Annotated in this window: 24 protein-coding genes; 13 read left to right on the top strand and 11 right to left on the bottom strand. The window is 69.4% G+C overall.

Annotation, left to right across the window (positions count from 1 at the left end; translation table 11 throughout):
- Window positions 1–39: 39 nt before the first annotated feature.
- The 5 genes from OG878_RS33845 to OG878_RS33825 form a co-directional block, all read right to left on the bottom strand.
- The gene (locus OG878_RS33845) at window positions 40–1,395 is read right to left on the bottom strand and encodes an ABC transporter permease (RefSeq protein WP_328890289.1); all 1,356 of its coding nucleotides are present in this window, start codon (window positions 1,393–1,395) and stop codon (window positions 40–42) included.
- Window positions 1,392–2,114 carry an ABC transporter ATP-binding protein gene (locus tag OG878_RS33840; RefSeq protein ID WP_328890288.1) on the bottom strand — a complete coding sequence of 241 codons (723 nt, stop codon included), beginning with the start codon at window positions 2,112–2,114 and terminating at the stop codon, window positions 1,392–1,394. The genes OG878_RS33845 and OG878_RS33840 overlap by 4 nt, the downstream gene beginning before the upstream one ends.
- Window positions 2,111–3,517, bottom strand: coding sequence for a peptidoglycan-binding protein (locus OG878_RS33835; protein ID WP_328890287.1), 1,407 nt, complete (start codon window positions 3,515–3,517; stop codon window positions 2,111–2,113). The genes OG878_RS33840 and OG878_RS33835 overlap by 4 nt, the downstream gene beginning before the upstream one ends.
- A 364-nt stretch (window positions 3,518–3,881) precedes the next feature.
- Window positions 3,882–4,766: a hypothetical protein gene (locus tag OG878_RS33830; RefSeq protein ID WP_328890286.1), complete on the bottom strand. Its 885-nt coding sequence runs from the start codon at window positions 4,764–4,766 to the stop codon at window positions 3,882–3,884.
- A 355-nt stretch (window positions 4,767–5,121) separates the two neighbouring features.
- Window positions 5,122–6,042, bottom strand: a complete 921-nt coding sequence (locus tag OG878_RS33825) for a DUF3152 domain-containing protein (RefSeq protein ID WP_328890285.1) — start codon at window positions 6,040–6,042, stop codon at window positions 5,122–5,124.
- Between the two features lie 247 nt (window positions 6,043–6,289).
- Between OG878_RS33825 and OG878_RS33820 the strand changes: the two genes are divergently transcribed.
- The 3 genes from OG878_RS33820 to OG878_RS33810 all read left to right on the top strand — a co-directional run bounded on the left by OG878_RS33820 (window position 6,290) and on the right by OG878_RS33810 (window position 9,158).
- The gene (locus OG878_RS33820) at window positions 6,290–6,979 is read left to right on the top strand and encodes a response regulator transcription factor (protein WP_328890284.1); all 690 of its coding nucleotides are present in this window, start codon (window positions 6,290–6,292) and stop codon (window positions 6,977–6,979) included.
- Between the two features lie 101 nt (window positions 6,980–7,080).
- Window positions 7,081–8,571 carry an ATP-binding protein gene (locus tag OG878_RS33815; RefSeq protein ID WP_443049188.1) on the top strand — a complete coding sequence of 497 codons (1,491 nt, stop codon included), beginning with the start codon at window positions 7,081–7,083 and terminating at the stop codon, window positions 8,569–8,571.
- 20 nt (window positions 8,572–8,591) lie between these two features.
- On the top strand, window positions 8,592–9,158 hold the full coding sequence (locus tag OG878_RS33810; RefSeq protein ID WP_328891472.1) for a hypothetical protein: 567 nt from the start codon (window positions 8,592–8,594) through the stop codon (window positions 9,156–9,158).
- A 60-nt stretch (window positions 9,159–9,218) separates the two neighbouring features.
- On the opposite strand, the gene OG878_RS33805 is transcribed toward OG878_RS33810, so the two are convergent.
- From OG878_RS33805 to OG878_RS33795, 3 genes are all read right to left on the bottom strand, one after another.
- Window positions 9,219–10,208, bottom strand: coding sequence for a glutathione S-transferase family protein (locus OG878_RS33805; protein WP_328890283.1), 990 nt, complete (start codon window positions 10,206–10,208; stop codon window positions 9,219–9,221).
- Entirely contained in the window at window positions 10,189–11,700 is a 1,512-nt protein-coding gene (locus tag OG878_RS33800; RefSeq protein WP_328890282.1) for an MFS transporter, read from the bottom strand. Before OG878_RS33800 ends, OG878_RS33805 begins: the two co-directional genes overlap by 20 nt.
- Before the next feature lie 102 nt (window positions 11,701–11,802).
- On the bottom strand, window positions 11,803–12,249 hold the full coding sequence (locus tag OG878_RS33795) for a DUF7144 family membrane protein (protein WP_443049187.1): 447 nt from the start codon (window positions 12,247–12,249) through the stop codon (window positions 11,803–11,805).
- Between the two features lie 149 nt (window positions 12,250–12,398).
- Between OG878_RS33795 and OG878_RS33790 the strand changes: the two genes are divergently transcribed.
- Genes OG878_RS33790 through OG878_RS33780 form a run of 3 tightly spaced genes read left to right on the top strand, consistent with a single transcriptional unit; the run spans window position 12,399 to window position 14,113 of the window.
- Entirely contained in the window at window positions 12,399–12,980 is a 582-nt protein-coding gene (locus OG878_RS33790; RefSeq protein WP_328890281.1) for a helix-turn-helix domain-containing protein, read from the top strand.
- 13 nt (window positions 12,981–12,993) lie between these two features.
- A complete protein-coding gene (locus tag OG878_RS33785) occupies window positions 12,994–13,575 on the top strand; it encodes a GNAT family N-acetyltransferase (RefSeq protein ID WP_328890280.1) in 582 nt (193 codons plus the stop codon).
- 49 nt (window positions 13,576–13,624) lie between these two features.
- The gene (locus tag OG878_RS33780) at window positions 13,625–14,113 is read left to right on the top strand and encodes a glutathione peroxidase (protein ID WP_328890279.1); all 489 of its coding nucleotides are present in this window, start codon (window positions 13,625–13,627) and stop codon (window positions 14,111–14,113) included.
- 202 nt (window positions 14,114–14,315) lie between these two features.
- On the opposite strand, the gene OG878_RS33775 is transcribed toward OG878_RS33780, so the two are convergent.
- Window positions 14,316–15,407 (bottom strand): IS630 family transposase, encoded by a 1,092-nt coding sequence (locus tag OG878_RS33775; protein ID WP_328885146.1) that lies wholly within the window; start codon window positions 15,405–15,407, stop codon window positions 14,316–14,318.
- 41 nt (window positions 15,408–15,448) lie between these two features.
- Window positions 15,449–16,675, bottom strand: a complete 1,227-nt coding sequence (locus OG878_RS33770) for an acyl-CoA dehydrogenase family protein (RefSeq protein WP_277324902.1) — start codon at window positions 16,673–16,675, stop codon at window positions 15,449–15,451.
- Between the two features lie 185 nt (window positions 16,676–16,860).
- On the opposite strand from OG878_RS33770, the gene OG878_RS33765 reads away from it, so the two are divergent.
- Entirely contained in the window at window positions 16,861–17,511 is a 651-nt protein-coding gene (locus OG878_RS33765; protein ID WP_328891470.1) for a TetR family transcriptional regulator, read from the top strand.
- Window positions 17,512–17,524: 13 nt separating this feature from the next.
- On the opposite strand, the gene def is transcribed toward OG878_RS33765, so the two are convergent.
- Window positions 17,525–18,070 carry a peptide deformylase gene (def, locus tag OG878_RS33760; protein ID WP_328890278.1) on the bottom strand — a complete coding sequence of 182 codons (546 nt, stop codon included), beginning with the start codon at window positions 18,068–18,070 and terminating at the stop codon, window positions 17,525–17,527.
- Window positions 18,071–18,184: 114 nt separating this feature from the next.
- On the opposite strand from def, the gene OG878_RS33755 reads away from it, so the two are divergent.
- From OG878_RS33755 to OG878_RS33730, 6 genes are all read left to right on the top strand, one after another.
- A complete protein-coding gene (locus tag OG878_RS33755; protein ID WP_328890277.1) occupies window positions 18,185–19,423 on the top strand; it encodes a Mur ligase family protein in 1,239 nt (412 codons plus the stop codon).
- A gap of 34 nt (window positions 19,424–19,457) precedes the next feature.
- On the top strand, window positions 19,458–20,186 hold the full coding sequence (locus tag OG878_RS33750; RefSeq protein ID WP_328890276.1) for a type 1 glutamine amidotransferase: 729 nt from the start codon (window positions 19,458–19,460) through the stop codon (window positions 20,184–20,186).
- A gap of 140 nt (window positions 20,187–20,326) precedes the next feature.
- Window positions 20,327–21,352 (top strand): 6-phosphofructokinase, encoded by a 1,026-nt coding sequence (locus OG878_RS33745; RefSeq protein WP_277324907.1) that lies wholly within the window; start codon window positions 20,327–20,329, stop codon window positions 21,350–21,352.
- 111 nt (window positions 21,353–21,463) lie between these two features.
- Complete coding sequence (locus OG878_RS33740) at window positions 21,464–22,414, top strand: cytochrome c oxidase assembly protein (RefSeq protein ID WP_328890275.1); 951 nt, start codon at window positions 21,464–21,466, stop codon at window positions 22,412–22,414.
- A gap of 66 nt (window positions 22,415–22,480) precedes the next feature.
- Window positions 22,481–22,639: a hypothetical protein gene (locus OG878_RS33735; RefSeq protein ID WP_328890274.1), complete on the top strand. Its 159-nt coding sequence runs from the start codon at window positions 22,481–22,483 to the stop codon at window positions 22,637–22,639.
- Between the two features lie 387 nt (window positions 22,640–23,026).
- Window positions 23,027–24,862, top strand: coding sequence for a glycoside hydrolase family 15 protein (locus OG878_RS33730; RefSeq protein ID WP_328890273.1), 1,836 nt, complete (start codon window positions 23,027–23,029; stop codon window positions 24,860–24,862).
- The last annotated feature ends 84 nt before the right edge of the window (window positions 24,863–24,946 follow it).

The raw sequence follows: 24,946 nt of genomic DNA, 5'->3' as shown, positions 1-24,946 counted from the left end.
GTGCACCGGTCTTGGCCGATTTCGTTCTGAAACGATCAGTCAGGAGCGCAGAGCGTCGACGGGCTCCATGCGGGAGGCCCGCAGTGACGGGTAGAGACCGGCCAGGAGTCCGACGAGGGCCCCGGCGACCGGGGCTCCGAGAGCGAGACGGACGTCCAGGACCGGGGTCCAGTCCCTGATGGCGGAGACGGTCACCACGACGACCATGCCCAGGACGGCACCGATGACGCCGCCGAGGAGTCCGATGGTCGTCGATTCCACCAGGAACTGGCCGGCCACCTGCCGTCGCGAGGCGCCGAGAGCGCGGCGCAGTCCGATCTCCCCGATCCGCTCCATGACCGTCACCAGCGTCACGTTGGCGATACCGATGGCCCCGACCACCAGCGAGACCAGTCCGAGCACCAGGAACAGCCCGTTGACGTCGCCCTGTACTCCCTTGCGTGCCTTGGCCGGGTCGGGCGGTGCCGTGACGACGAGGGCGTCCTCCGCTCCGGGAGCCAGCGCGATCGGTGCCTGGTGCGCAACCTGCTTCGCCGCGCCGAGTGCGGTGTTGATCAGTACCCGGGTCACCGTTTCCAGGCCCAGCTGGTCCTCGGCTGTCGTGGGCGGAAGGATCACCGCGGTCGAGAGCTGCTGCTCCCGCTCGGCTCCGCCGAGTATCCCGATCACGGTGTAGGCCTGGCCCTTCAGGAAGACCGCGGGAGAGTCCTGTATCGAGCTGATGCCGAGGAGTCGTGCGGCCTGGTCGCCGAGCACCGCCACCCGGTCGTGCCTGGCGATGTTGCCATCGTCGAAGAAGCGTCCGGTGGTCATCCTGCCGCGCACCGCGGCGGGCAGCGTGGGGGAAGCGGCGAGGACCGCCATGGTCTGGCCGGTGACGTCCCCGGGGGACACCACGTCATTTGCGCGTACCTGGACGCTCGCGGTTGCAGTGGAGTCGGCGATCGCCGCCACCGAAGCGACTCCGGCCAGCCGCCGGACCGCGTCGACACCCGGCCAGTCCACGAGTGGGACGGGGTCTGCCGACGGCGGTGGCGGGGGTACCACCACTGTGACCGAGGTGGCGGTGAGGGCGTCGAACCGGCCGACGATCTGATTGCCCGCCGTGGACGAGACCCCGATGGTGATGACCAGGGTGGTGATGCCCAGAACCGTGCCCAGTGTGGTCAGGGCGGAGCGCATCGGACGGGCGAGTACCCCCGCCAGCGCCTCGGTCCACAGGTCCCTGAAATCCATCCAGGGACGCCCGATGACCCTGCCCCTGCCGCGGCGCCGTGCACGTCCCCGGCGAGCGGTGTGCCGTCCACCGGCGTACCGGTCGGCGATCTGCGGGTCCACCGCGTCTGCCGGATCCACTGGGGCCGCCGGCTCCAGGACGCGTGCTCGGGCCCTCATCGGTTCTCCTCCGTGAGCCGTCCGTCGCTGATCCTTACCCGCCTGTTGGCCCGCTTGCTGACCGCCTCTTCATGGGTGATCACGACCAGAGTCATGCCCTGGTCGCACAGTTCGTCGAAGAGGTCCAGCACCGACTCGGTGTTCTCGCTGTCGAGATTGCCGGTGGGCTCGTCGCAGAGCAGCAGAGCGGGCTCGCTCATCAGCGCACGGGCGATCGCCACACGCTGCCTCTCACCACCGGAGAGCCTGTCCGGCCGGAAGCCGAACCGGTGCGCCAGGCCCACCCGTTCCAATGCCTCCTCGGCCCTGGCGCGGCGGCCGGCACGGCCGCGACCGGGGCGCGGCCGACGGTAGGCCTCGGCCAGCATGACGTTCTCGTCCACCGTCCGATAGGGCAGCAGATGGAAGGACTGGAAGACGAATCCGATCCGGCTGCCGCGCAGCGAGGTGCGCTCCAGGTCACCGAGCGTTCCGGTCTCCACGCCGTCGAGCCAGTAGGCGCCCGAGGTGGGGCGGTCCAGCAGCCCCAGGGTGTTGAGCAGGGTCGACTTGCCGGAACCGGACGGACCGACGATCGACAGGTGCTCGCCGCGCCGGACGGTCAGGTTCACGTCCCGCAGGGCGTGCACCGGCGGTTCGGAGTCGAAGGTCCGCTCGACGGAAGCCAGTTGGATGACGGTATCGGCGTCGGGCACGACGGACGCCGGCAGCTCGGTCATTGCCCGACCACCACGTGATCGCCCTCCTTCAGGGCGTCACCGGACGGCGTGACCTCCACCTGTCCCTCCGCGGAGAGACCCGCCTCGACGGCGACATCCACCACTGTGCTACCGCGCAGGACCTGCACCTCGGCCTGCCCGTCGGCCGATGTGCGGAGCGCGGCGATGGGCACCGTCAACACGTCACCGTCCGACGCGCCCACCGTGATGGTCACCTTCGCGGACCCGTTGGCGTTCTTGGTCAGCTCGCCCGACGGGATGGAAATCTGCACCGGCACAGGAGCCGACGCATCATCACCTCCGCCACTCGACGCGCCGGCCGGAATTTCACCCTTCCCCGCATCGTTCTTCGGCACATCGTCACCGAGCGCCACCAGTTCCCCCTCCACCTTCGTGCCGTCGGGGGTCTCCACCTGCGCTGTCATGCCCTTGTGGAGCACCTTGGCATCGTTGCTCGGCACCACGGCCTGCACCACGACCTTGGAGCTGGTCACGGTGCCGACCGGTCCGGAAGGGGTGTCACCGACTTTCACGGACACCTTGTCCAGCCGGGCCGGCAGATCCGGCAGGAAAACGACCTCACCTGCGGGGACTTTGGTCCCGTAGCCGGCCTGGAAGGCGAAGAGCGCGGCGTTGGCCGCGTCCAACTGCTGCTGTGCTGCCTTGAGCTGCAGCCTTCCGGATTCACCACCGGTGCCGGTGCCGCCGCTGGACCCCCCGGAGCCACTGCCCGGATTCCTGGCCGCGAGGAGGGCCTGCTGCGCACTGGTCACAGCCGCTTCAAGCGTTCCCAGCTGCTGCTTGTCCACGACACCGGGCTCCTGCGCGTGAAAACCCTTGCTCTTGTACCAGCGGCTCACCGCCGCGGCGTCCCCCTGCCCGTAATTCCCGGTCGTCCCCCCGGAGTTGAATCCGAGCCGGGCCAGGGCCTGCTCGAGCTGCTTGACGTCGTCCCCGGACGTGCCGGGACCCAGCGTGCGGTACATCGGAACCGACCCACGCAGCACCAGCACCGGTCGGCCACTCACCTGCATCAGCACATCGCCCTCCTTCACCTCCGCCCCGGCGACCGGTGCCTTGGTGACCCGCTGGACAACGGCGTCGGTGGACCCGGATGCCCCGGAGCCGGCGTCCGGGGGACCGACAGGCCCGGCCAGGAGCAGACTCTGCGGTGAGGCGAACTCCACCGAGCCCTGGGCGACCACACTCGCGGTCAGCGAACGCCGCTCGACCGCGGCGGTGACCGGTCCGGCCTTCGGAGCCTGGTGTGCGGCAGCCGCATCGGCCGGCGACTGCATCTGTGATCCGGCGAACCAACCGCCCACTCCTACCAGCGCCACCGCGGCAACGATGATCCCCAACTGCTGGGGACGACTGGTCTCACGTTTCCGGCGCTGCCTCATCCGGCACCTCCGTGGAACGAGCCCTTCCGGAACTCCGGGACGTGGACGGCCCGGAATTCCTGGCCGCACTCCAGGTCCTGCATCGCCAAGGCGATGCCCCTGGTGCGCAGCGGCAACAGACTTACCGCTACGGCCGGTCTCCGAACGGTGCGGGATTCAGACATTTCTCTTCCATTCGATCGCGGGAGTGGGTGATGCCGACCGCGAAACAGGTGACGAACAGTCCGGTGCCATCGCTGGCACCGGGCTGTTTCTTTCCCCTGCTGTCCCGTGCGGCCGACGCGGACGACCAGCTGGTCACAGCCTGTTCAAGCTGTCTTCCCCGGCTGCTGGGGACGGCTGCTCACCCGGTTCCGGTGCTGCCTCACCCGGCACCGGTGGATCCCGGTGCCTTCAGGAACTTCGGGAAGTAGGCGGCCCGGAATTCCTTGCCGCACTCCAGGTCTTTCATCGCCAGGTCGATTTCCTTGGTGAGCAGCGGCAGAGCCTCTTCCTTGCTCATGGGTGCCTCGGAGGTGCCGGCCGCAGCGGCGCCCGACCCACGGGCGCCGGCAGGAAGGGACGTGGCCGCCTGGAGTTTCACCATTTCCCCGATGCCGGTCGGTTGCGTGGTCGTGACAGGGATGCCGTCCTGCTTCAGGCACGAGGCGTACGACTGCGCCAGGCCGACCAGCTTCTGATCACCGTTGAGTGCCTGCGCGTTCGCCTGGTTCCGGGACGCAGTTGCGGCGCTCCGTTCTTGGGCCGATGCGGAGCCGTAAGCCTTCTTGTCGGCCGTTCCCGTGCAACCGGTCCAGTTCTTTTCGCCGGCCTTCGGGTCCGGGGGGCCACCCATCGCCTTGTCGTAAGCGGTCTTCTGCGCGGGCGTGAGCGTGGCGACGTATTCCGCGTTGGCCGAGGGCTTGGTCGCCGCCTTGCTGCCCGGCACCTGGGGATCATCGGGGTAGACAGCGGCCGCGGAGTAGCCGAAGCCGTATTTCTGCCGGAACTTCTTGGTCAGCTCGTAGTCCGCCCCGTCGTGGGCCCAGGAGGACGCGGGATCCACTGGGGGTTCGGGGGTATAGGTGAACCCTTGCTTCTTCATGCAGGACGCGATCGCGTTCTCCATGAGGTACTGCTTCTTGAGGTCCGCGCCGGCGTCCGCGGGAACGTCGAGTTGCCCCGACGGTCCGGCCGGGGCCTTTCCGTCGCCCGCCGAGTGAGAAGCCGCCTCGGTGCCGCAGGCCGCCAGCAGCGGCAGCAGACTCACCGCTACGGCCAGTTTCCGAACAGTGCGGGATCCAGACATTCTCTTCCGTCCGATCGAGAGGGTGTTGATGTCCCGTGACAGGCCGTGGGGAAGCCACGGGGAGCTTGGGATCGAGAGGCGCTGCCCACTTGCTCACGCCGACAGCACCGGTGCTTCTTCGCACCGGAACGCTGCAACGTGGGAGTCACCCGCCGGCCTTGACGACCGGGGTGTTGTCGTTGAGTCCAAGACTGGTGCCCGCAGGTGATGGCCGCTGGTTCGGACCATGACCAAGCTGTAACGCCGGTTTTCCGGCACCCCGCCATGCGTCGCCCCGATCCGGGTGCCCACGGTCAGGGGCCTGGTCGCCGCCGGTTCACGTCCCGTGCGGCCCGGAGACGAAGTGACCACTCCTGTCATAGGGCCAGGCGTTGGCGATGCATCCGTGCAGGCCCTTGATCTGTTGCATCATGACGGGGGCCAGTTGCCCGGGCCCCGCGCAGGTCGTGTGCGAGTGGCCCAGGAAGTGCCCCATCTCGTGGTTGATGATCAGCGCCCGGTAGTCATGGATCGGACCGTCGAACGTGGGCGAGCCCTTCACCCAGCGCTTGAGGTTCACCACCACCCCGTTGGGAATCTCGCAGTTGTACTCGCCTTCGGTGGCCTGGTGGATGCCCTCCCAGCACAGGGCGTCCGCCGTTCCCGGTGTCGCGATCTTCACCTTGAGGTCGTAGGGCTCCCCCGCGCTCACCAACTGGAACGAGGAGACCCCGTTGTGGGTCCAGCCCCGGGGGGCGGCAAGTATGTCGGCGATCTCGTCGGCCGCTTGGGCCGGTGAGATGTCGAGCCCGGTCTCGACCTGCACCACGTAGCGGAGCAGATGCGAACCACGACCGACCTTCGCGCCACTGGCATGCGCGGTGACGAACGTGCCGGTGCCCGTCGAGGGGACATCGATCTCGGTGGGCGTGGGCGTCGGCGTGGGCGTCGGGGTCGGGGTGGGCGTCGGGGTGGGGGTGGGGGTGGGGGTGATGACCGTGCTCCGCGGGCGCGGCGCATCGCTCGACGCGTCGCTTCGTCCGCTGTCCAGGAAGAACGCCGCTGAGCCGAGCAGCCCGGCGGCCACCAGCACGCCGGCCAGATAGCTCCGGCCCCGGCGGCGCGGATGGCCCCGGCGGTGGGCGGAGCGGCGCCGACCGCCACCGCGATGGGATGACCGGTGCCGGCGGCCGACGCGGTCGGAGGCCACGGCGCTGCCGGTGGGCGGTGCGGATTCCCGCTCTCGTGCCGAATGCATGGCAGCCGAGACTGGTCAGGTCAGATGATCGCCATTGGTTCGGATCATCACGAAAGAGTAACGAGTGACCTTCCAACGACTCCCGCCGCTTGTACCGGCAGACGGGTTCGACGGGGCTGTCCGCCCGACGGCACGCCGACCGGAGACAGCCCGCACATCCCCATCCGTTGTGACCCTTCTGTAACAGCTCCCGAGAGGGCCCCTCCTCCAGAACGGTCACCGAACACGACCTGTGCATACTGTCAACGTGCCACGAGTCCTACTTGTCGAAGATGACCCAGATGTCCGCAAGGCCGTCCAGCTGGCGTTGCGGCATCAGGGACATGACGTTTTCGCCGCCGGAACGGGTGAAGAGGGGTTGGAACAGCTCCGCCCCTTCCATCCGGACGTCGTCGTGCTCGACCTCATGCTGCCCGGGATGTCCGGCCTCGACGTATGCCGGCGGATACGGGATCGCGACCAGGTGCCGATCATCATGGTGACCGCCAAGGGGGACGACATCGACGTGGTCGTGGGGCTGGAGGCCGGCGCGGACGACTACGTGGTCAAGCCCGTGCAGGCCCGGGTGCTCGACGCGCGAATACGGGCCGTGCTGCGCAGGCAGGACGCGACGGTCTCCGAAGCCGTCCGCCCGAGGGCGGAGTCGCACGGCGACCTGGTCATCGACCGGGCCGGGCTCGTGGTGACACACCGCGGTGAACCCGTCGCGCTCGCCCCCTCCGAGCTTCGGCTGCTGCTGACCCTGTCGGCCTCGCCCCGACAGGTGTTCAGCCGCCAGCAGCTGCTGCAAGCGGTCTGGGAGCACAGCTACCACGGCGACATACGACTCGTGGACGCCTGCGTGAAGCGATTGCGCGGCAAGCTCGGTGAACTGGGCGGGGATCCCCGCTACATCCAGACCGTACGCGGCTTCGGTTACCGCTTCGGTGCCCCGTGAGCGGCCGGAGATCCGTACGGGCACGAAAGGCCGTACGAAAACGCGAGGCCGTCGCAGCCGGGCAGGGCCCCAGGCCGGTGCGGTTCCTCCGGGCGGCCCTGGTGCACGTCCCGCTTGCGCTACGAGGTCTGCGCTCCCGCCTGGTGGCGGCCTTCGCCCTGGTGGCCGTGGCCAGTGCCCTGAGCACCGGAGCCCTCGCCTTCCGGGAGGCGCGCACGGGGGTGCTGCAGCAGAGCCAGGACACCGTCATCCGCCAGTTCCGGACCAGCATCGACGCCGTGGCCGTCTACACTCCCCTGCCGCCGAGCCAGTCGGCCATGCAGACGGCGGTGAACCAGGTGCTCCACGCCAACCAGGCACAAGGATGGCGAGTACTGGCCACGTACGGCAGCCTCCGCGTCTCCGCGCCGAGTGCCGACTTCGACATGCTGAGCCCGCAACTGCGCCGGTCCGTGGCTACCACACGTGCCGCGGTGTTCCAGCGGGTGAACGCCGACGGGCATCCCTACCTCGTCGTCGGAATGCCGGTCACGTACAACAGCGGCGAGGGTACGGAGCCCAAGCTCTCGGGGCTCGTGATGTACCTGGTGGTACCGCAGAACACCGAACAGGCTTACGTCGAAGCCATGGTCAGCGCCATCGAGCACGCCACCCTGGTGGCGCTGTGCCTCGCCGTCGTCCTGGCGCTGCTGGCCGCGAGCGGCGTTCTCCGCCCTGTACGGGCGTTGCGCCGGGCCACGCGCCGGATGGCCGAGGGGCACCTCGACGTCCGGCTGGCCGTCAACGGCTCCGACGAACTGGCCGACCTCTCTGAATCCTTCAACCACACGGCAGCCGCGCTGGAGGAGTCGGTCGCTGAGTTGCGCCGCCTGGAGGCCCAGGCGCGACGCTTCGTCGCGGACGTCTCCCATGAACTGCGCACGCCGCTGGCGGCGATGTCGGCGGTCACCGACGTGCTGGACGAGAAGGCGCTGCACCTGGACCGGGAGACCGGCGAGGCATTGCAGCTCATCAGCGAGGGAACCAGTCGGCTGAGCGTGCTGGTGAACGACCTGATGGAGATCTCCCGCTTCGACGCGGGCGCGGCTGAACTCAACCTGGACGAGATCGACTTGGCCGAGTTCGTACAGCACACCCTCGCCGCCCGGGGGTGGCAGGGCCAGGTGGAGACCAGCTTGCCCCGACCAGGCGTGCTCAGGACGCGCGTGGATCCGCGCCGGCTCGACGTGGTCATGGCCAACCTGATCGGCAACGCGCTGCGGCACGGAAATCCGCCGGTACGGCTGAGCATGGGTGTGAGAGAGGAGCGTGCGGACGTGGCGTGGGCCGTCATCGAAGTGACCGACAACGGACCGGGGATCGCCGAGGAAGCCATGCCGCACATCTTCGAGCGCTTCTACAAAGCGAGCACCACACGGAGCAGAAGCGAGAGCAGCGGTCTGGGCCTGGCCATCACGGCGGAGAACGTGCGCCTGCACGGAGGACGCATCAGCGCGGCGAACCTGCCGGAGGGCGGCGCGGTGTTCACGGTCGCACTCCCCCTGCACCGCGACTCCGCGACCGCCGACGACGCCACCGGGAGTGCCTGGTGAGGGGCTCGCGCGTGGCGGCAATGCTGACCGGACTCACGGCCGCGCTCACGCTCTCGGCGTGCGGAGTCCCCCCGTCCGACGTCATCCAGGCAGGCGCACCGGCGAGCGGCATGTTCTCCCCCGGTCCACAGCCCTCGACGCCAACCCTCGTCTCCGTCTATTTCCTGCACCACGGTGATCTGGCGCCGTATCTTCGCAAGGTGCGCGGCCCTGGGGACTTCGGGACCGTCGTGCACTTGCTGTTCGGCGGACCGAACGCGAGCGAGGCCGTCACGGCCACCACGGAGCTGCCCCACTTGACGGATACACCGAAAGTGGCGATCAGCGGCGACAACACCATCTCCGTCCAGCTCCCCAAAGGTGTCCCCCCCTTCAGCCACCTGGCCATGCGGCAGTTGGCGTGCACGGTGGCTCACGTCGCTGTGACGTTCTCCGCGCTGCCCGCGGACACGAATCGGGACGGCGCCACTGCAACTCCGCCCGTCAATGCGCAACGCTCCCCCGGACACACGAGCGTCCATGTGCTCGGGGACGGATGGGCGATGAAGCAGTCGGACGACTCGTGTCCCGACCCTGTCCAGCCGTAGGAGTGGCCCGGGCACGGCCCCGGTACCCGTGGAAATCGTCGTTCGACCGGTCCGTAGCCCCTACGCAGGTGGGGTGCCGTCGCCGAACGGGCGGCCGCCGAGCTGCTCGCGGTGGTGCGGGGTCCGCCAGCCGGTCGGGTCGGGGCCCAGCGGCACGATGCCGGTGGGGTTGATGCCGGTGTGCACCCGGTAGTAGTGCTGCTTGATGTGGTCGAAGTCGACGGTGTCGCCGAATCCCGGGGTCTGGAAGAGGTCCCTGGCGTAGGCCCACAGCACCGGGTCCTCTGTCAGTTTCGAGCGGTTGCACTTGAAGTGGCCGTGGTAGACGGCGTCGAAGCGGACGAGCGTGGTGAAGAGCCGGATGTCGGCCTCCGTGATCGTCTCTCCCACCAGGTACCGCCGGCTCCTGAGGCGTCCGGAGACCAGGTCGAATCTGCGGAACACGTCGTAGTACGCGGTTTCGTACTCGTCCTGGCTGCTGGCGAATCCGGCCCGGTACACGCCGTTGTTGACGTCGCGGTAGATACCGCCCATGACCTCGTCGATCTCGTCCCGCAGCCGCTCGGGGTAGAGATCGGGCGCTCCGGGCCGGTGCAGCGCGGTCCACTCCGTGGCAAGGTCCAGGGTGATCTGCTGGAAGTCGTTGGTGACGAGTTTCCCGCTGGGTACGTCCACGATCGCGGGCACGCTGACACCGCCGGAGTAGCCGCTTTCGCGCGCCTCGTACGCCTCACTGAGGTACGAGATGCCGAGTACCGGGTCCCGGCCGCCCTCGTCCAGGGTGAAGCGCCAGCTGCGGTCGTCCTGGATCGGGTCGGCCACGGCGAGCGAGAGGGCGTCCTCCAGGCCGAGGAGCCGCCGGGAGACGAGAGCCCTGCTCGCCCAGGGGCAGGCCCGGCTGACGACCAGCCGGTAACGGCCCGCCTCGACCGGCCAGCCGTCCCGGCCGTCGGCGGTGATCCGGTCGGCGAAGTGGCTCCTGGACCGCTTGAAGGGCTTGTGTCCGTATGCTGCGTTGCCGTCGGGTCCACTACCGGTGGGGTTGCTCATCGTGGTCTCCCTTCCAGCCGGACGGGCCGTCCTGACGTCTCGCCTTCCGCCGGGAGATCGCCACATCGGTCATCGCCAGTACCAGTGCCCCCAGTACGAAGGCGATCGAGACGATGAGCCCGCTGTCGAACGCGCTCCTCCAGCCCTCGGACGGCAGCCGTGCGAAGAAGACCGAGCCGACCGCGGCGATCCCGATCGCGGAGCCGACACGCTGGCCGGTCTGGAGCGTCCCCGCGGCGCTCCCCCCGCCGACCACCGGCACCTGGGACAGGGTCAGGGTCAGGTTCGGAGCGATGACGAGGCCGCTGCCCACCCCTGCCAGGAGCAACGGGGCCGCCATCGCCCAGGCGACACTGCGGCCCGGCACGATGTGTACGGCGAAGGCCGTGGCCGCGAGTCCGACGACCACCATGGACAGCCCCACGACGACCAGCGGTCTGCCGTAGCGGCTGACCATCCGGCCACCCGGTCCCGCGGCGGCGGCCGCCCCCAGAGCGAACGGTGTGATGGCCAGTCCGGCCTGGAGCGCGGTGCAGTGCAGGCCGGCCTGCAGATAGAGGGTGCTGATGAAGAAGATCGAGGTGAATCCGGCGAAGTACATCAGGCTCAGCAGACAGCCCAGCCAGTAGGAGTGCAGCCTGAACAGCGACAGGTCCAGGACGGGCACGGTGCCGTGCCTGCCGCACCGGGCCTCCCAGCCGGCGAAGGCGGCGAGCAGCACCGCGGCAACGAACACCAGCAGCCACTTCCCGTCGCCCGACCACTGCTGCTCCTGGACGAAGGGCAGCAGCAGGGCCAGCACGCCCGCACCCAGGAGGAGTACGCCGACGGGGTCGAGGTCTCTCGGCCGCACGCGGCCCGCCGCCGGTGTGTCCGGGAGGAGGCGCCGGGCGAGCAGGAAGCAGACGATGCCGAGCGGCAGGTTGACGAGGAAGACCCAGCGCCAGCCCCCCTCGCGTCCCGCCGCCTGGATCAGCAGCCCGCCCAGCAGCGGGCCGACGGCAGTCGAGATACCGACCACCGTGCTGAACATGCCGAAGGCACGGCCCCGCTCCTGGCCGGAGAACATCTGCTGGATCAACGCGGAGATCTGCGGAGAGATCAAGGCTCCGCCGAAGCCCTGGATCACCCGGGCGACCACCAGCCAGGTACTGGAGTGGGCGGCTCCGCAGGCCGCCGACGCCAGCGTGAACACGGCCAGCCCCGCCAGGAACACCACACGGCGCCCCCGGGCGTCGCCCAGCCGCCCGGCGGGGATGAGGAGGAGCCCGAAGGCGAGGGCGTAGCCGGAGAGGACCCATTGCAGATCTGATTCCGGGCTCCGCAGGTCGTTGCGGATCGACGGCAGGGCGACGTTGACGATGGACACGTCCAACAGCGTCATGAAGCCTGCCACCAGGCACACGGCAAGTGCCTGCCAGCGGCGGGGGTCGGGCGCCGGGGCCAACTCGCGCCCCGCCGCGCCACCCTGGGACGTCGCGCTCTCCGGCATGACTCGCACACTAGGCGGCCGGTCGCGATTCCTCACCCGTGACAGGGCCGACTGCCGTAAACACCGCCGTCGCGGCGGAGGTCCCCGACGGCGGTGTCCGGGTCAGGCCGCCGAGCCCTTGTGTGCTTCTCGGTGCTGGCCCGTGCACAGCGCCCAGATGATGAAGATGTTGACCGCCACCAGCGTCATCGCCCACAAGGGGTAGTACGGCACCCACAGGAAGTTGGCGATCGCGCCGAGCCCGGCGACGACCACACCGAAGTAGCGTGCCCACAGGGCTCCGGTGAGTACGGCGCAGCCGGCGAGGACGATGACGATGCCCAGAATGAGGTGGACCCAGCCCCAGCCCGACAGGCTGAACTGGAAGACGTAGTGACGCGTCGTGACGAACAGGTCGTCCTTGGCGATGGCCGCGATCCCCTCGAGGATCGCCATCACTCCCCCGAAGATCATCAGAGCTGCCGCGAGGACGGTGGTGCCGGACGTGGGCCCGTACCACGGATCCGGGTCGGCCTTGCCTGTCTTGGGCGCGGTGGCGTTACTGGCCATGTCGGTCGCCTCCTCGGGCGGCAATCCGGCCGGCCCGGGTGGGCCTGACCGTCCGTGTCCCCCCGTCACAGCGTGGCATGGCCTCACCTGGTCGGCATTCCGGCGGACTGCACCCCTGGATCTCTCACATCAGGGATATTGTCTCCGGTGTGAGAAGGACCGAAGAGGTGGAACCGGCTTCCGTCGACGCCCGGTTGGCCGCCCGGCTGGGCGAGCTCCGCGCCGAGCGCGGCTGGCCGCTGGACGAACTGTCCCGGCGCAGCGGTGTCAGCCGCTCGACGCTGTCGCGCCTGGAGCGCGGCGAGCTGAGCCCGACCGCCGCCCAGCTGGGGCGGCTGTGCACGGTGTTCCGGCGGACGATGTCGCGGCTGCTGATGGAGGTGGAGACGGAGCCACCACAGCTGGTGCCCGTAGAGCGGCAGCCGGTGTGGCGGGACGAAGCGTCCGGCTTCGTGCGCCGCTCGGTCTCGCCGCCGCACACCGGTCTGCGCGCCGAGATCATCGAGGGGACGCTCGACCCGGGCGCCGGCATCGCGTACGAGCACGCGCCGGTACCCGGTCTGGAACACCACATCTGGGTGCTGGAGGGGACGGTGGAGATCACCGTCGAGAACACCGTGCACACCGTGCGCCCCGGGGACTGTCTGCGGTTCCGGCTGAACGGCCCCTCGCACTTCCGCTGTCCGGGCCCGGACCCGGTCCGCTATGCCGTGATGATCGTTCTGCCGTGAAAGGACCCGTGTCATGACCGAGGCCACCGCATTCGCCGAGTCCGTCCCGGGCACCGAGATCGTCCCCGTCTCCGGCCCCGAGCTGATCACGTACGCCGATGAGCTGGCCGCTCTCCTGGTGGAGACCGTGGCCGGCGGCGCCTCGGTGGGATTCCTGGCGCCCCTCGACCGCGATGCCGCCGCCGACTGGTGGCGGGGGCGTGCCGCGTCGGTCGACGCGGGGCACCACCGCGTCTGGATCGCCCGGGACGGCGAGCGGGTGGCCGGAACGATCGGCCTGAACCTCGCCCAGCTGCCGAACTCCCGTCATCGCGCGGAGATCACCAAGGTGATGGTGCGCCCGTCGATGCGCGGCCACGGACTGGGACGGTCGCTGCTCGCCACCGCGGAGCGGGCCGCGGCCGAGGCCGGTCTGACGCTGCTGGTCCTGGACACCGAGACGGGCAGCCCCGCCGAGCGGCTCTACCGTTCGGCGGGCTGGACGGAGTGCGGTTCGATTCCGGACTACGCCGGCGACCCGGCCGGAGCCCTGCGACCGACCACCTTCTACTACAAGGCGATCCGGACAACGGAGCGGCCGGCTTCGCCCCGATGAAGGCGCAGGCTGGACAATGGCCGGGCAAGCCACTGACGAGGAGATCCTGATGACGCTGCACGACATCCCCCTTCACACGCTCGCGGGCGAGCCGACCACCCTGGGCGCCTACCGGGGCCAGGCGGTCCTGCTGGTGAACGTCGCCTCCAAGTGCGGGCTCACCCCGCAGTACGCGGGCCTGGAGCGACTTCAGAAGACTTACGGTGACCGCGGCTTCACCGTACTCGGTGTGCCGTGCAACCAGTTCGCGGGCCAGGAGCCCGGGAGCGCGGAGGAGATCCAGACGTTCTGTTCCACGACGTACGGGGTCAGCTTCCCGCTGCTGGAGAAGGTCGACGTCAACGGTGACCGCCGGCACCCGCTGTACGCCGAGCTGACGCAGCTCGCGGACACGGACGGCGAGGCGGGTGACGTCCAGTGGAACTTCGAGAAGTTCCTGATCTCCCCGGCCGGCGAGGCGGTGGCCCGTATCCGCCCCCGCACGGAGCCGGAGGCCCCGGAACTCGTGGCGGCGATCGAGGCCCTGCTCTCCGCCTGATGAACGGCGTCGTGCCGGGCGGGCCGGCTTTCGGCCCGCCCGGCACGACCTCGCCCCCGCGGGCGCCGTCCCGGTCCGCCGGACACGGAATCGGGTCCGTCCGGCGATCGAGGACGGACCGGGGCCGAAGGCACCGCAACCACCCCGGCGGCACGCCCCGCGGCACCGTGCTAGTGTCCCGAGTCTTAGGAGCACTACATATCTAGGATTTGGGGTTCGGCAGGCGGTTCAGGTAGCCGGCGAGGCGTTCGAAGATCTCGTCGGCGGATCTGGTCCAGGTGAACGGCTTGGGGTCTTCGTTCCAGTGGGCGATCCAGTCGCGGATGTCCTTCTCCAGCGCTTGTACGTTCTTGTGGACGCCGCGGCGTATCTGCTTGTCCGTCAGCAGTCCGAACCAGCGCTCGACTTGGTTGAGCCAGGACGAACTGGTGGGCGTGAAGTGCATGTGGAAGCGCGGGTGCGCGAGCAGCCATTTCTGGATGGCGGGGGTCTTGTGGGTGGCGTAGTTGTCGCAGATCAGGTGGACGTCGAGCTCGGCGGGGACCTCCTTGTCGAGCTTGGCGAGGAACTTCTTGAACTCGGCGGCGCGGTGGCGGCGGTGCAGGGAGCCGATGACCTCGCCGGTGGCGGTGTTGAGCGCCGCGAACAAGGTGGTGACGCCTCCGCGCAGGTAGTCGTGGGTGCGGCGCTCGGGCATGCCGGGCATCATCGGCAGCACCGGGGCCGAGCGGTCCAGCGCCTGGATTTGCGATTTCTCGTCGACGCAGAGCACGATGGCGCGCTCGGGCGGATCGAGGTACAGGCCCACAACGTCGCGGACCTTCTCGACGAACTGTGGGTCCTTGCTCAGCTTGAAGGTGTCGACCTGGTGCGGCTTGAGGCCGAAGGTGCGCCATATCCGTGAGACCGTCGACTGGCTCAGCCCGCTCTGCTTCGCCATCTCGCGCGTGGACCAGTGCGTGGCGCCCTTCGGCGTCGCCTCCAGGGTCCGCACGATCACGTCCTCGACCTGCTCGTCGGTCACCGTGCGCGCCGGGCCCGGCCGCTTCTCGTCGGCCAGGCCCTCCAGCCGGTTGGCCGCGAACCGCTTCCGCCATGTGGCCACCGTGGTCGGGTGGATCCCGAGGTCCGCGCCCACCGCAGTGTTCGACAACCCGTCAGCGCACGCGAGGACGATCCGGCAGCGCAAGGCCAGAGCCTGCGCGGACGTCGCCCGCCGTGACCAGCGCAGCAACGTCTCCCGCTCGTCATCCGTCAGGACCACTTCGACCGTCGGCCGACCCATGCGCGCCATGAGCCAAGCATACTTCTAAAGCTTTCCTAAGACTCGGGACACTAGCGGATCGGCATGCCCGAGAGCGTGCGGGCGATCACCAGCCGCTGGATCTCGCTCGTGCCCTCGAAGATGGTGTAGATCGCCGCGTCCCGGTGCATCCGCTCCACCGGGTACTCACGGGTGAAGCCGTTGCCGCCGAGGATCTGGATCGCCTGCGCGGTGACCTTCTTCGCCGTCTCGCTGGCGTACAGCTTGGACATGGAGCCCTCGGCGGACTCGAACGGCTTGCCGGTGGTCGCCATCCAGGAAGCACGCCAGACCAGCAGCCGGGCCGCGTCGATCTGCGTGCGCATGTCCGCGAGCTGAAACGCGACACCCTGGTTGTCGATGATCGGCCGTCCGAACTGGGTACGCGTCCTGGCGTAGTCGAGCGCCACCTCGTACGCCGCCCGGGCGGTGCCGACCGCCATGGCGCCGACCGCCGGGCGGGACGCCTCGAACGTGGCCATCGCCGCGTTCTTCACGCGCTCGCCGCCGGACCGGGCACGCTCGCGGGCCCGCGCCAGGCGCTGGTCCAGCTTCTCCTTGCCGCCGAGCAGGCAGTGGCCGGGGACCCGGACGTCCTCCAGGACGACCTCCGCCGTGTGCGAGGCCCGGATGCCGTGCTTCTTGAACTTCTGCCCCTGCGAGAGGCCGGGGGTGTTCGGCGGCACGATGAAGGAGGCGTGCCCCTTGGAGCCGAGCTCCGCGTCGACCACGGCGACGACGACATGGACATTGGCGATGCCACCGTTGGTCGCCCAGGTCTTGGTGCCGTTGAGCACCCACTCGTCCTTGGCCTGGTCGTACACCGCACGCGTGCGCATCGAGGCGACGTCCGAGCCCGCGTCCGGCTCGGACGAGCAGAAGGCGGCGACCTTCACATCGGTCGCATCGCCGTACATCTGCGGAATCCAGGTGCCGATCTGCTCCTCGGTGCCGTTGGCGAGGACGCCGACGGCCGCCAGGCCCGTACCGACGATCGACAGGGCGATGCCGGCGTCGCCCCAGAAGAGCTCCTCCATCGCCATCGGGATCCCGAGCCCGGTCGGGTCGAAGAACTGCTGGGCGTAGAAGTCGAGGGAGTAGATTCCGATCTTGGCCGCCTCCTGGATGACGGGCCAGGGCGTTTCCTCACGCTCGTCCCACTCCGAGGCGGCCGGGCGGATGACATCCGCGGCAAACCCGTGAAGCCAGTCACGGACCTGCTTCTGGTCGTCGTTGAGATCGAGCGTGAACTCGGCCATGTTCCCCTCCATGCACTGCAGCAAAAACAAGTCGTTACTTGCGGTAACAGCAGTCTGTTACCGACTAGTAGCCTCTGTCAACCGATCCGCTCCGATCAGCACCACCGCAGGGCAGGGTGTTACGTTGCGCAGGCATGACGGACTTGCATGGCCACGAGCACGGCCAGGGGTGGGGAGAGAGCGACATGGAGACCACACGACAGGCCGAGCGACAGCGGACCGCGGCCGAACAGCGCCGCCGGGAGCTGCTCGAGGCCGCCGACCGCGTGGTACTCAGGGACGGGCCGAAGGCCTCGATGAACGCCATCGCCGCAGAGGCCGGGATCACCAAGCCCATTCTGTACCGGCACTTCGGCGACAAGGGCGGCCTCTACCGCGCGCTCGCCAAGCGCCACACCGACGCCCTGCTGAGCGCACTGCGGGCCGCGCTGGACGCCCCCGCGGAGCGCCGCCGGCGGGTCGAAGCGACGCTCGACACCTATCTCGCGGCGATCGAGGCCCGCCCGCAGGTCTACCGCTTCCTGATGCACCCGTCCGACGACGCGGCCCCCTCCCCCGAGCAGGGTTTCGACGTCGGACGGCACTCGGCCCCGCTGCTGCGCCGGCTCGGCGAGGAGCTCGCCCTGGTGATCGCCGAGCGGGTGGACCTGGGCCCGGACAGCGAGGAGATGGCCCGCATCTGGGGCCATGGCATCGTCGGCATGATGCATGCGGCGGGCGACTGGTGGCTGGGCGAACGCCCCTGCTCACGCGCCCAGTTGGTGCGTAGCCTGGCCGATCTGCTGTGGGGCAGGCTGGCCGCCGTCGACGACCGGCCGGGCGGCCCCGGCTTCTGACCGCACGCGGCGGTCAGTCCGTACGCCCCCACGGCGCCCGGCGGGCCGCGCGCAGCGCCCGCGCCCGGCGCAGCCCGGTCAGCCGGTCGGTGTAGACGGAGCCTTCGAGATGGTCGCACTCGTGCTGCAGGCAGCGTGCGAACCAGCCGGTGCCGTCGATCCTCACCGGCTCCCCCTCGAGAGTCATCCCCTCCACCACCGCATGGTCGAAGCGCGGGGTGCCCGCCTCGAGACCTGGCAGCGACAGACAGCCCTCCGGGCCGCGCACGGTGATGCCGTCCGCCTCGACCAGTTTCGGATTGATGAGATGTCCGAGGTGGCGGACGTCGTCGTCGTCCGGACAGTCGTAGACGAACACCCGCAGCGGGACTCCGATCTGGTTGGCGGCGAGCCCCACCCCCTGCGCGGCGTACATCGTGGCGAACATGTCCTCGACGAGCCTGCCGAGCGAGGGCCCGAAGTCGGTGACGTCCTCGCAGGCGCTGTGCAGCACGGGGTCGCCGAGCAGACTCAGGGCGCGGACGAGTCCGGAACTGCCGGGGATCGGGCGGTTTCGCATGGCCGTAAGCGTACGTTCCACGTGACCTCCACCTTCCCGGTGGTGCCGCGGTGCGGCCGCCGCTCCGGACATCGATAGGCTGGGCGCGGACCGATGCAAGGAGGATCTAGGACGATGGCAGGCAACACGGAGCCGTTGTCGCCGCGGGCCAAGCTGGCGGTGACGGCGGGCAAGGCCGCTGCGGCGGTGTCGCGCGCTGCGGGGCGCGGCAGCGGATCGGTGATCGGCGGCCGGGTGGCGCTCAAGCTCGACCCCGACCTGCTGGGGCGGCTGGCGCAGCACCTGGACGTGATCCTCGTGTCGGCGACGAACGGCAAGACGACGACGACCCGGCTGATCGCCGAAGCATTGCGGGCGGCGGGTCCGGTCGTGTCCAACGCACTGGGCGCCAACATGCCCGCGGGCATCACCTCGGCGCTGGCCGGTGGCTCGGACGCGAGGTACGGCGTGATCGAGGTCGACGAGAAGTACCTCGCCGGCGTCGCGCGGGACACGACGCCCAAGGTGATCGCGCTGCTCAACCTCTCGCGCGACCAGCTGGACCGTGCGGCGGAGACCCGGATGCTGGCCGAGAAGTGGCGTGAGGGGCTGTCCGGCTCCAAGGCCGTGGTCGTCGCCAACGCCGACGACCCGCTGATCGTCTGGGCGGCGTCCTCCTCCACCAATGTCGTGTGGGTCGCGGCCGGTCAGGCATGGAAGGACGACGCCTGGTCCTGTCCGTCCTGCGGTGGTGTGATGCAGCGCCCCGGCGACGACTGGTTCTGCGGCGAGTGCGGTTTCCGCCGCCCCGCGCCGAGCTGGGTGCTGCACGGCGACTACGTCCTGGACCCGCACGGTTCGGCCTGGCCGATCCACCTCCAGCTGCCCGGCCGGGCGAACAAGGCGAACGCCACCACCTCGGCGGCCGTCGCCGCCGTCTTCGGCGTGCCGCCGCAGGTCGCACTGGAGCGCATGTACCAGGTGCAGGCCGTGGCGGGCCGCTACGACGTGGTCACCTTCCTCGGCCGTGAGCTGCGGCTCCTGCTGGCGAAGAACCCGGCGGGCTGGCTCGAGACGTTCTCCCTGATCGACCCGCCGCCCACGCCGGTGATCCTCTCCGTCAACGCCCGTGGCGCGGACGGCACGGACACGTCGTGGCTGTGGGACGTCGACTACACCCAGCTGGCCGGCCACCCGATCTTCGTGCTCGGCGACCGCAAGCTGGATCTCGCGGTCCGCCTCGAAGTGGCCGGACTCGACTTCCGGGTCTGTGCGAGCCTCGACGAGGCCGTGCAGCAGGCCCCGCCCGGCCGCATCGAGGTCATCGCCAACTACACCGCCTTCCAGGATCTGCGCCGCCGTGTCGGCAACTGACCCCGGCCCGGGCCACCTCCGGAGAGGACGAAGCATGAGCAACAACGGTCTGCGTCTGGTCTGGGTCTACCCCGACCTGCTGAGCACCTACGGCGACCAGGGCAACGCGCTGGTGGTGGAGCGGCGGGCGCGGCAGCGCGGTCTCGACGTGCAGCGCGTCGACGTGCGCAGTGACCAGCCGGTCCCGACGTCCGGCGACATCTATCTGATCGGCGGCGGTGAGGACCGGCCGCAGCGGCTCGCCGCGGAGCGGCTGCGCCGCGACGGCGGTCTCAGCCGGGCCGCGTCCAACGGCGCGATCATCTTCTCGGTCTGCGCCGGCTACCAGATCCTCGGCCATGAGTTCATCAACGATCTCGGCGAGCGCGAGGCCGGCCTCGGGCTGCTCGACGTGGTCTCCACGCGTGGCGAGGGTGCCCGCTGCGTGGGTGACGTACTGGCCGACATCGACCCTCAGCTGGGCCTGCCGCAGCTGACCGGTTTCGAGAACCACCAGGGCATCACCCATCTGGGCCCGACGGCACGGCCGTTCGCCCGGGTCCAGCTCGGCCGGGGCAACGGCACGGGTGACGGCACCGAGGGCGCGTACAACGACACGGTCTTCGGTACGTACATGCACGGGCCGGTGATGGCCCGTAACCCGATGATCGCGGACCTGCTGCTGAAGCTGGCTCTCGACGTCAACGCCCTGCCCCCGACGGACGACCGCTGGTACGAGGCGCTGCGCGCCGAGCGCATCGCTTCGGCAACCCAGCCCGCCTGACGTGCTCTTCGCTCACTTGAGCGGAGTCCACCAGGCGGACGCCTGGTTCGGTCCCGCCACCCTGCGCCGGTAGGGTGGCGGGGATCCAGCCGGACGACGCAGTCCGGTCGTCGGCCCACGTTGCAAAGGTTTCCCGGGCAATGCGAATTGGTGTGCTCACCTCCGGCGGCGACTGCCCCGGCCTCAACGCCGTCATCCGCTCCGTCGTGCACCGCGCGGTGGTCGACCACGGCGACGAGGTCATCGGCTTCCACGACGGGTGGCGGGGCCTCCTGGAGTGCGACTACCGCAAGCTCGACCTCGACGCGGTCGGTGGCATCCTCGCGCGTGGCGGTACGATCCTCGGCTCCTCCCGGGTCCAGCCCGCGCATCTGCGGGGCGGCGTCGAGCAGGCCAGGAGCCATGTCGCCGATCTCGGTCTCGACGCGATCATCCCGATCGGCGGAGAGGGCACGTTGAAGGCGGCCAATCTGCTCTCCGAAGCGGGGCTGCCGATCGTCGGCGTACCGAAGACCATCGACAACGACATCGCGTCGACCGATGTGACGTTCGGCTTCGACACCGCGGTCGGTGTCGCCACCGAGGCCCTCGACCGCCTGAAGACCACCGCCGAATCGCACCAGCGGGTGCTCATCGTCGAGGTCATGGGCCGCCACACCGGATGGATCGCCCTGCACTCGGGCATGGCGGCCGGCGCACACGCCATCGTCGTGCCGGAGCGCCCCTTCGACATGGACGAGCTGACCGAGCTGGTCGGCAAGCGTTTCTCGGCGGGCAAGAAGTTCGCCATCGTCGTGGTCGCCGAAGGCGCCAAGCCGCGCGCCGGCTCCATGGAGTTCGAGGCCGGCGCCACGGACGTCTACGGGCACGAGCGCTTCACCGGAGTGGCCACACAGCTCTCGGTCGAGCTGGAGCAGCGCCTGGGCAAGGAAGCCCGCCCGGTGATACTCGGCCATGTGCAGCGCGGTGGCACGCCGACGGCGTACGACAGGGTCCTGGCGACCCGCTTCGGCTGGCACGCGGTCGAGGCCGCGCACCGCAGCGAGTTCGGCATGATGACGGCGCTGCGAGGCACGGACATCACGATGGTGCCGCTGTCACAGGCCGTGGAGACGCTGAAGACGGTCCCGGCCGAGCGGTACGCCGAAGCGGAGTGCGTGCTCTGAGCGACACCGGTACGTGACGACTGCCCCCGGCCGCAGCTGCGGCCGGGGGCAGTTCTACTCTGGTCGGGACAACCGGCACGAAACGGGGACGTCCCCATCGGGAGTGAACAGATGGATCACAGCGGGCACGGCATGACCACGGATCTGCCGCCGTTCACGCTGGGACGTGGGCTCGTCTTCTCCGCGGACCCGTTCTTCCTGATCGGCTGTGTCCTCGCGATCGGCCTGTACGGGTACGGCGTGCTGCGGCTGCGCAGACGCGGCGACGGCTGGCCGGTCGGCCGGACGGTCTTCTTCGTCATCGGCGTACTGACCATCGCCCTGGTCATGTGCACCAGGCTCAACGACTACGGCATGGTCATGTTCAGCGTGCACATGGTCCAGCACATGGTGATCAGCATGCTGTCGCCGATCCTGCTGCTGCTGGGCGCACCGGTGACCCTGGCGCTGCGCGCCCTGCCCGTCGCGGGCCGTGGCCGCAAGGGCCCGCGCGAGCTGCTGCTCATGCTGCTGCACAGCCGGTACATGAAGATCATCACGCATCCGGTGTTCACCATCCCGCTCTTCATCGCCAGCCTGTACGCGCTGTACTTCACCCCGCTGTTCGACTTCCTGATGGGCTCGAAGACCGGGCACCTCGCGATGATGGTGCACTTCCTCGCGGTCGGTCTGGTCTTCTTCTGGCCGATCATGGGCGTCGACCCGGGACCGCACCGGCCCGGCTATGTGATGCGGATGCTGGAGCTGTTCGCGGGAATGCCGTTCCACGCCTTCTTCGGCATCGCCCTGATGATGGCGACCTCGCCGATGGTGGAGACGTACAAGCACCCGCCGGCCTCGCTCGGCATCGACGCACTGAGCGACCAGAACTGGGCGGGCGGCATCGCCTGGGCCTTCAGCGAGATCCCTTCGGTACTGGTGCTGATCGCACTGGTCTTCCAGTGGTACCGGTCCGAGCAGCGGACGGCGAAGCGCGCGGACCGCGCCGCCGACCGGGACGGCGACCAGGAGCTGAAGGCGTACAACGCCTATCTCGCATCGTTGCAGGCGCGCGGACAGTAGCGGTGGACACCCCTTCCGGGTGACGATGGGGTCCACGGCCGCGCGGCCGACGAGGAGGGTGCGCGCATGTCCGGATCCACGAAGACGATGGGGATACTCACCGTCGGAGCCCTGGTGGTGGTCACCGCCTACACGGTGGCGCTGGGGAGCAACGGCTGGCTCTGGTTCGGCTGGGTGGTCCTCGGGCTGCTCACCGTGGGAATGGCTGCCACGCGCGACACCTGAGCGGCGCCCCGGCCGGGGCGACTGAGAGCAGGCCTGCAGCACACGGCGCGGGTCGCCTCCGCGGGCGGTTGACATGCGAGCACGTCAGCCGCCGTCCCGAGTACTCCGCCGGCGGCCCCCTGCCGTCCGGCGGCACACGACCGAGCGGACCCGGCCTGCGCACCAGCCGACGCAGGCCCGGTCCCGCGGGGCCGGATCTGCTCACGCAGCAGGGGCCGTGCCCGCTCCTCGTCCGTCTCGATGTCGCCCATGCAGGAAGCCGGCGCTCCTTGTGGCGTCGGCGGTCCGACCCGCGAAGGTACGGGGCGGCCGGTGCGGTCGCTGCCTGCAAGCGCTCGGAGGTAGCCTGAATCCAATGGTCCCGCTCCCGAGAACGGGGGAGGTCAGATGGCCACAGGTGAAAGCCTCCGGCCCTGCAGGGCCGACGCGCCGCGCTACATGCCCATCGCTGAGCACGGCCTGATCGGCGACCTTCGCACGGCCGCGCTCGTCGGCACGAACGGCACCATCGACTGGTACTGCTGCTCACGATTCGACGCGCCCAGCGTCTTCGCGGCGATCCTGGACGCCGACCGCGGCGGTGCCTTCGAGCTCTCCCCGGATGTGCCCGCCCGGACGAAGCAGTTCTACTTCCCCGACACCAACATCTTGATCACCCGGTTCTTCGCGGACGACGGTGTCGGCGAGGTCCAGGACTTCATGCCGATCGTCGACGACTCGCGCGAGGCGGACCGCCACCGTCTGATCAGGCGGGTGCTCTGTGTGCGAGGGTCGATGCCGTTCACCGCGCGCGTGGCCCCCCGGTTCGACTACGGCCGGCGCACGCATACGGTGAGCAAGCAGCAGGGCCAGACCGTCTTCGACTCCCCGGAACTCTCGCTCGCGCTGACGTCCAGTGTTCCGGTCGACATCGACGGTCCCGACGCCACGGCCTCTTTCACGCTGGACGAGGGCAAGGCCGCGGTCTTCGCGCTCGACCGGATCGGCGACGGGGTGGAGCCCCGGGGCTGTGCGGTCCTGGAGGCGGAGGCGCTCTTCGGCGCCACGGTCCGGTACTGGCGCACATGGCTGTCCCAGTCCCGGTACCGGGGGCGCTGGCGGGAGATGGTGCACCGCTCCGCGCTCACCCTCAAGCTCCTCACGTACGTGCCGACCGGTGCCATCGTCGCCGCTCCCACGACCAGCCTGCCCGAACAGATCGGCGGCGAGCGCAACTGGGACTACCGGTACGTGTGGGTGAGGGACGCCGCGTTCTGCATCTATGCACTGCTCAGGCTGGGCTTCACCGACGAGGCCGAGGCCTTCGTACGCTTCCTGTCCGAGAGGATCTGCCTCAAGGAGACCGCCAGCGGCCCCCTGCAGATCATGTACGGCATCGACGGCCGCAGCGAACTTCCCGAGGAGGAGCTGTCCCATCTGGAAGGCCACCTGGGCTCGGCACCTGTCCGGATCGGCAACAACGCCGTCAACCAGCTCCAACTGGACATCTACGGGGCCCTCATCGACTCGCTGTATCTCTACGACAAATGGGGCCAGCCGCTGTCCAGCGAGCACTGGGACACCGTCGGCAGTCTGGTCGACTGGGTCTGTGACAACTGGGACCAGCCGGACGAGGGCATCTGGGAGACGCGTGGCAAGATCCAGAATTTCCTGTACTCGCAGCTGATGTGCTGGGTCGCGATCGAACGGGCGATGCGGATCGCCACCCATCGCGGGCTGCCCGCGGACATGCTCCGCTGGTCCCACGCCCGCGACACGATCTACCGGCGGATCATGCAGCGCGGCTGGTCCACCGAGCGGAAGGCATTCGTCCAGCACGAGGGCGAAGACGTCCTCGACGCCGCGGTCCTCATGATGCCGCTGGCCAAGTTCATCTCTCCGACGGACCCGAAATGGCTCTCCACTCTGGACGTGCTGGGCGAGGGACTGGTGTCGGACTCCCTGGTCTACCGTTACGACCCCCACGCCAGCCCGGACGGACTGCGGGGCGAGGAGGGCACATTCTCGATCTGTTCGTTCTGGTACGTCGAGGCGCTCTCGCGCGCCGGCCGCGTGGACGAGGCCCGGCTCGCTTTCGAGAAGATGCTCACCTATGCCAATCACCTCGGGCTGTTCGCCGAGGAGATCGGCCGCACCGGCGAGCAGATGGGCAACTTCCCCCAGGCCTTCACCCACCTGGCACTCATCAGCGCCGCGTTCAACCTCGACCGGGCCCTGGGCTGAGTCCCGCCGGACGATGACGCGAAGCGCCGGCCTCACGGGCTTCTCTCGCGTGGGTACGCGGGGATCTCCGGCATAGGCCTCGTG

Origin of the sequence: Streptomyces sp. NBC_00316 (assembly GCF_036158715.1) — a bacterium.
Lineage (GTDB): Bacteria > Actinomycetota > Actinomycetes > Streptomycetales > Streptomycetaceae > Streptomyces.
Note: the sequence above shows the minus strand (reverse complement) of the source record. Positions and strands in the feature narration are given on the sequence as shown.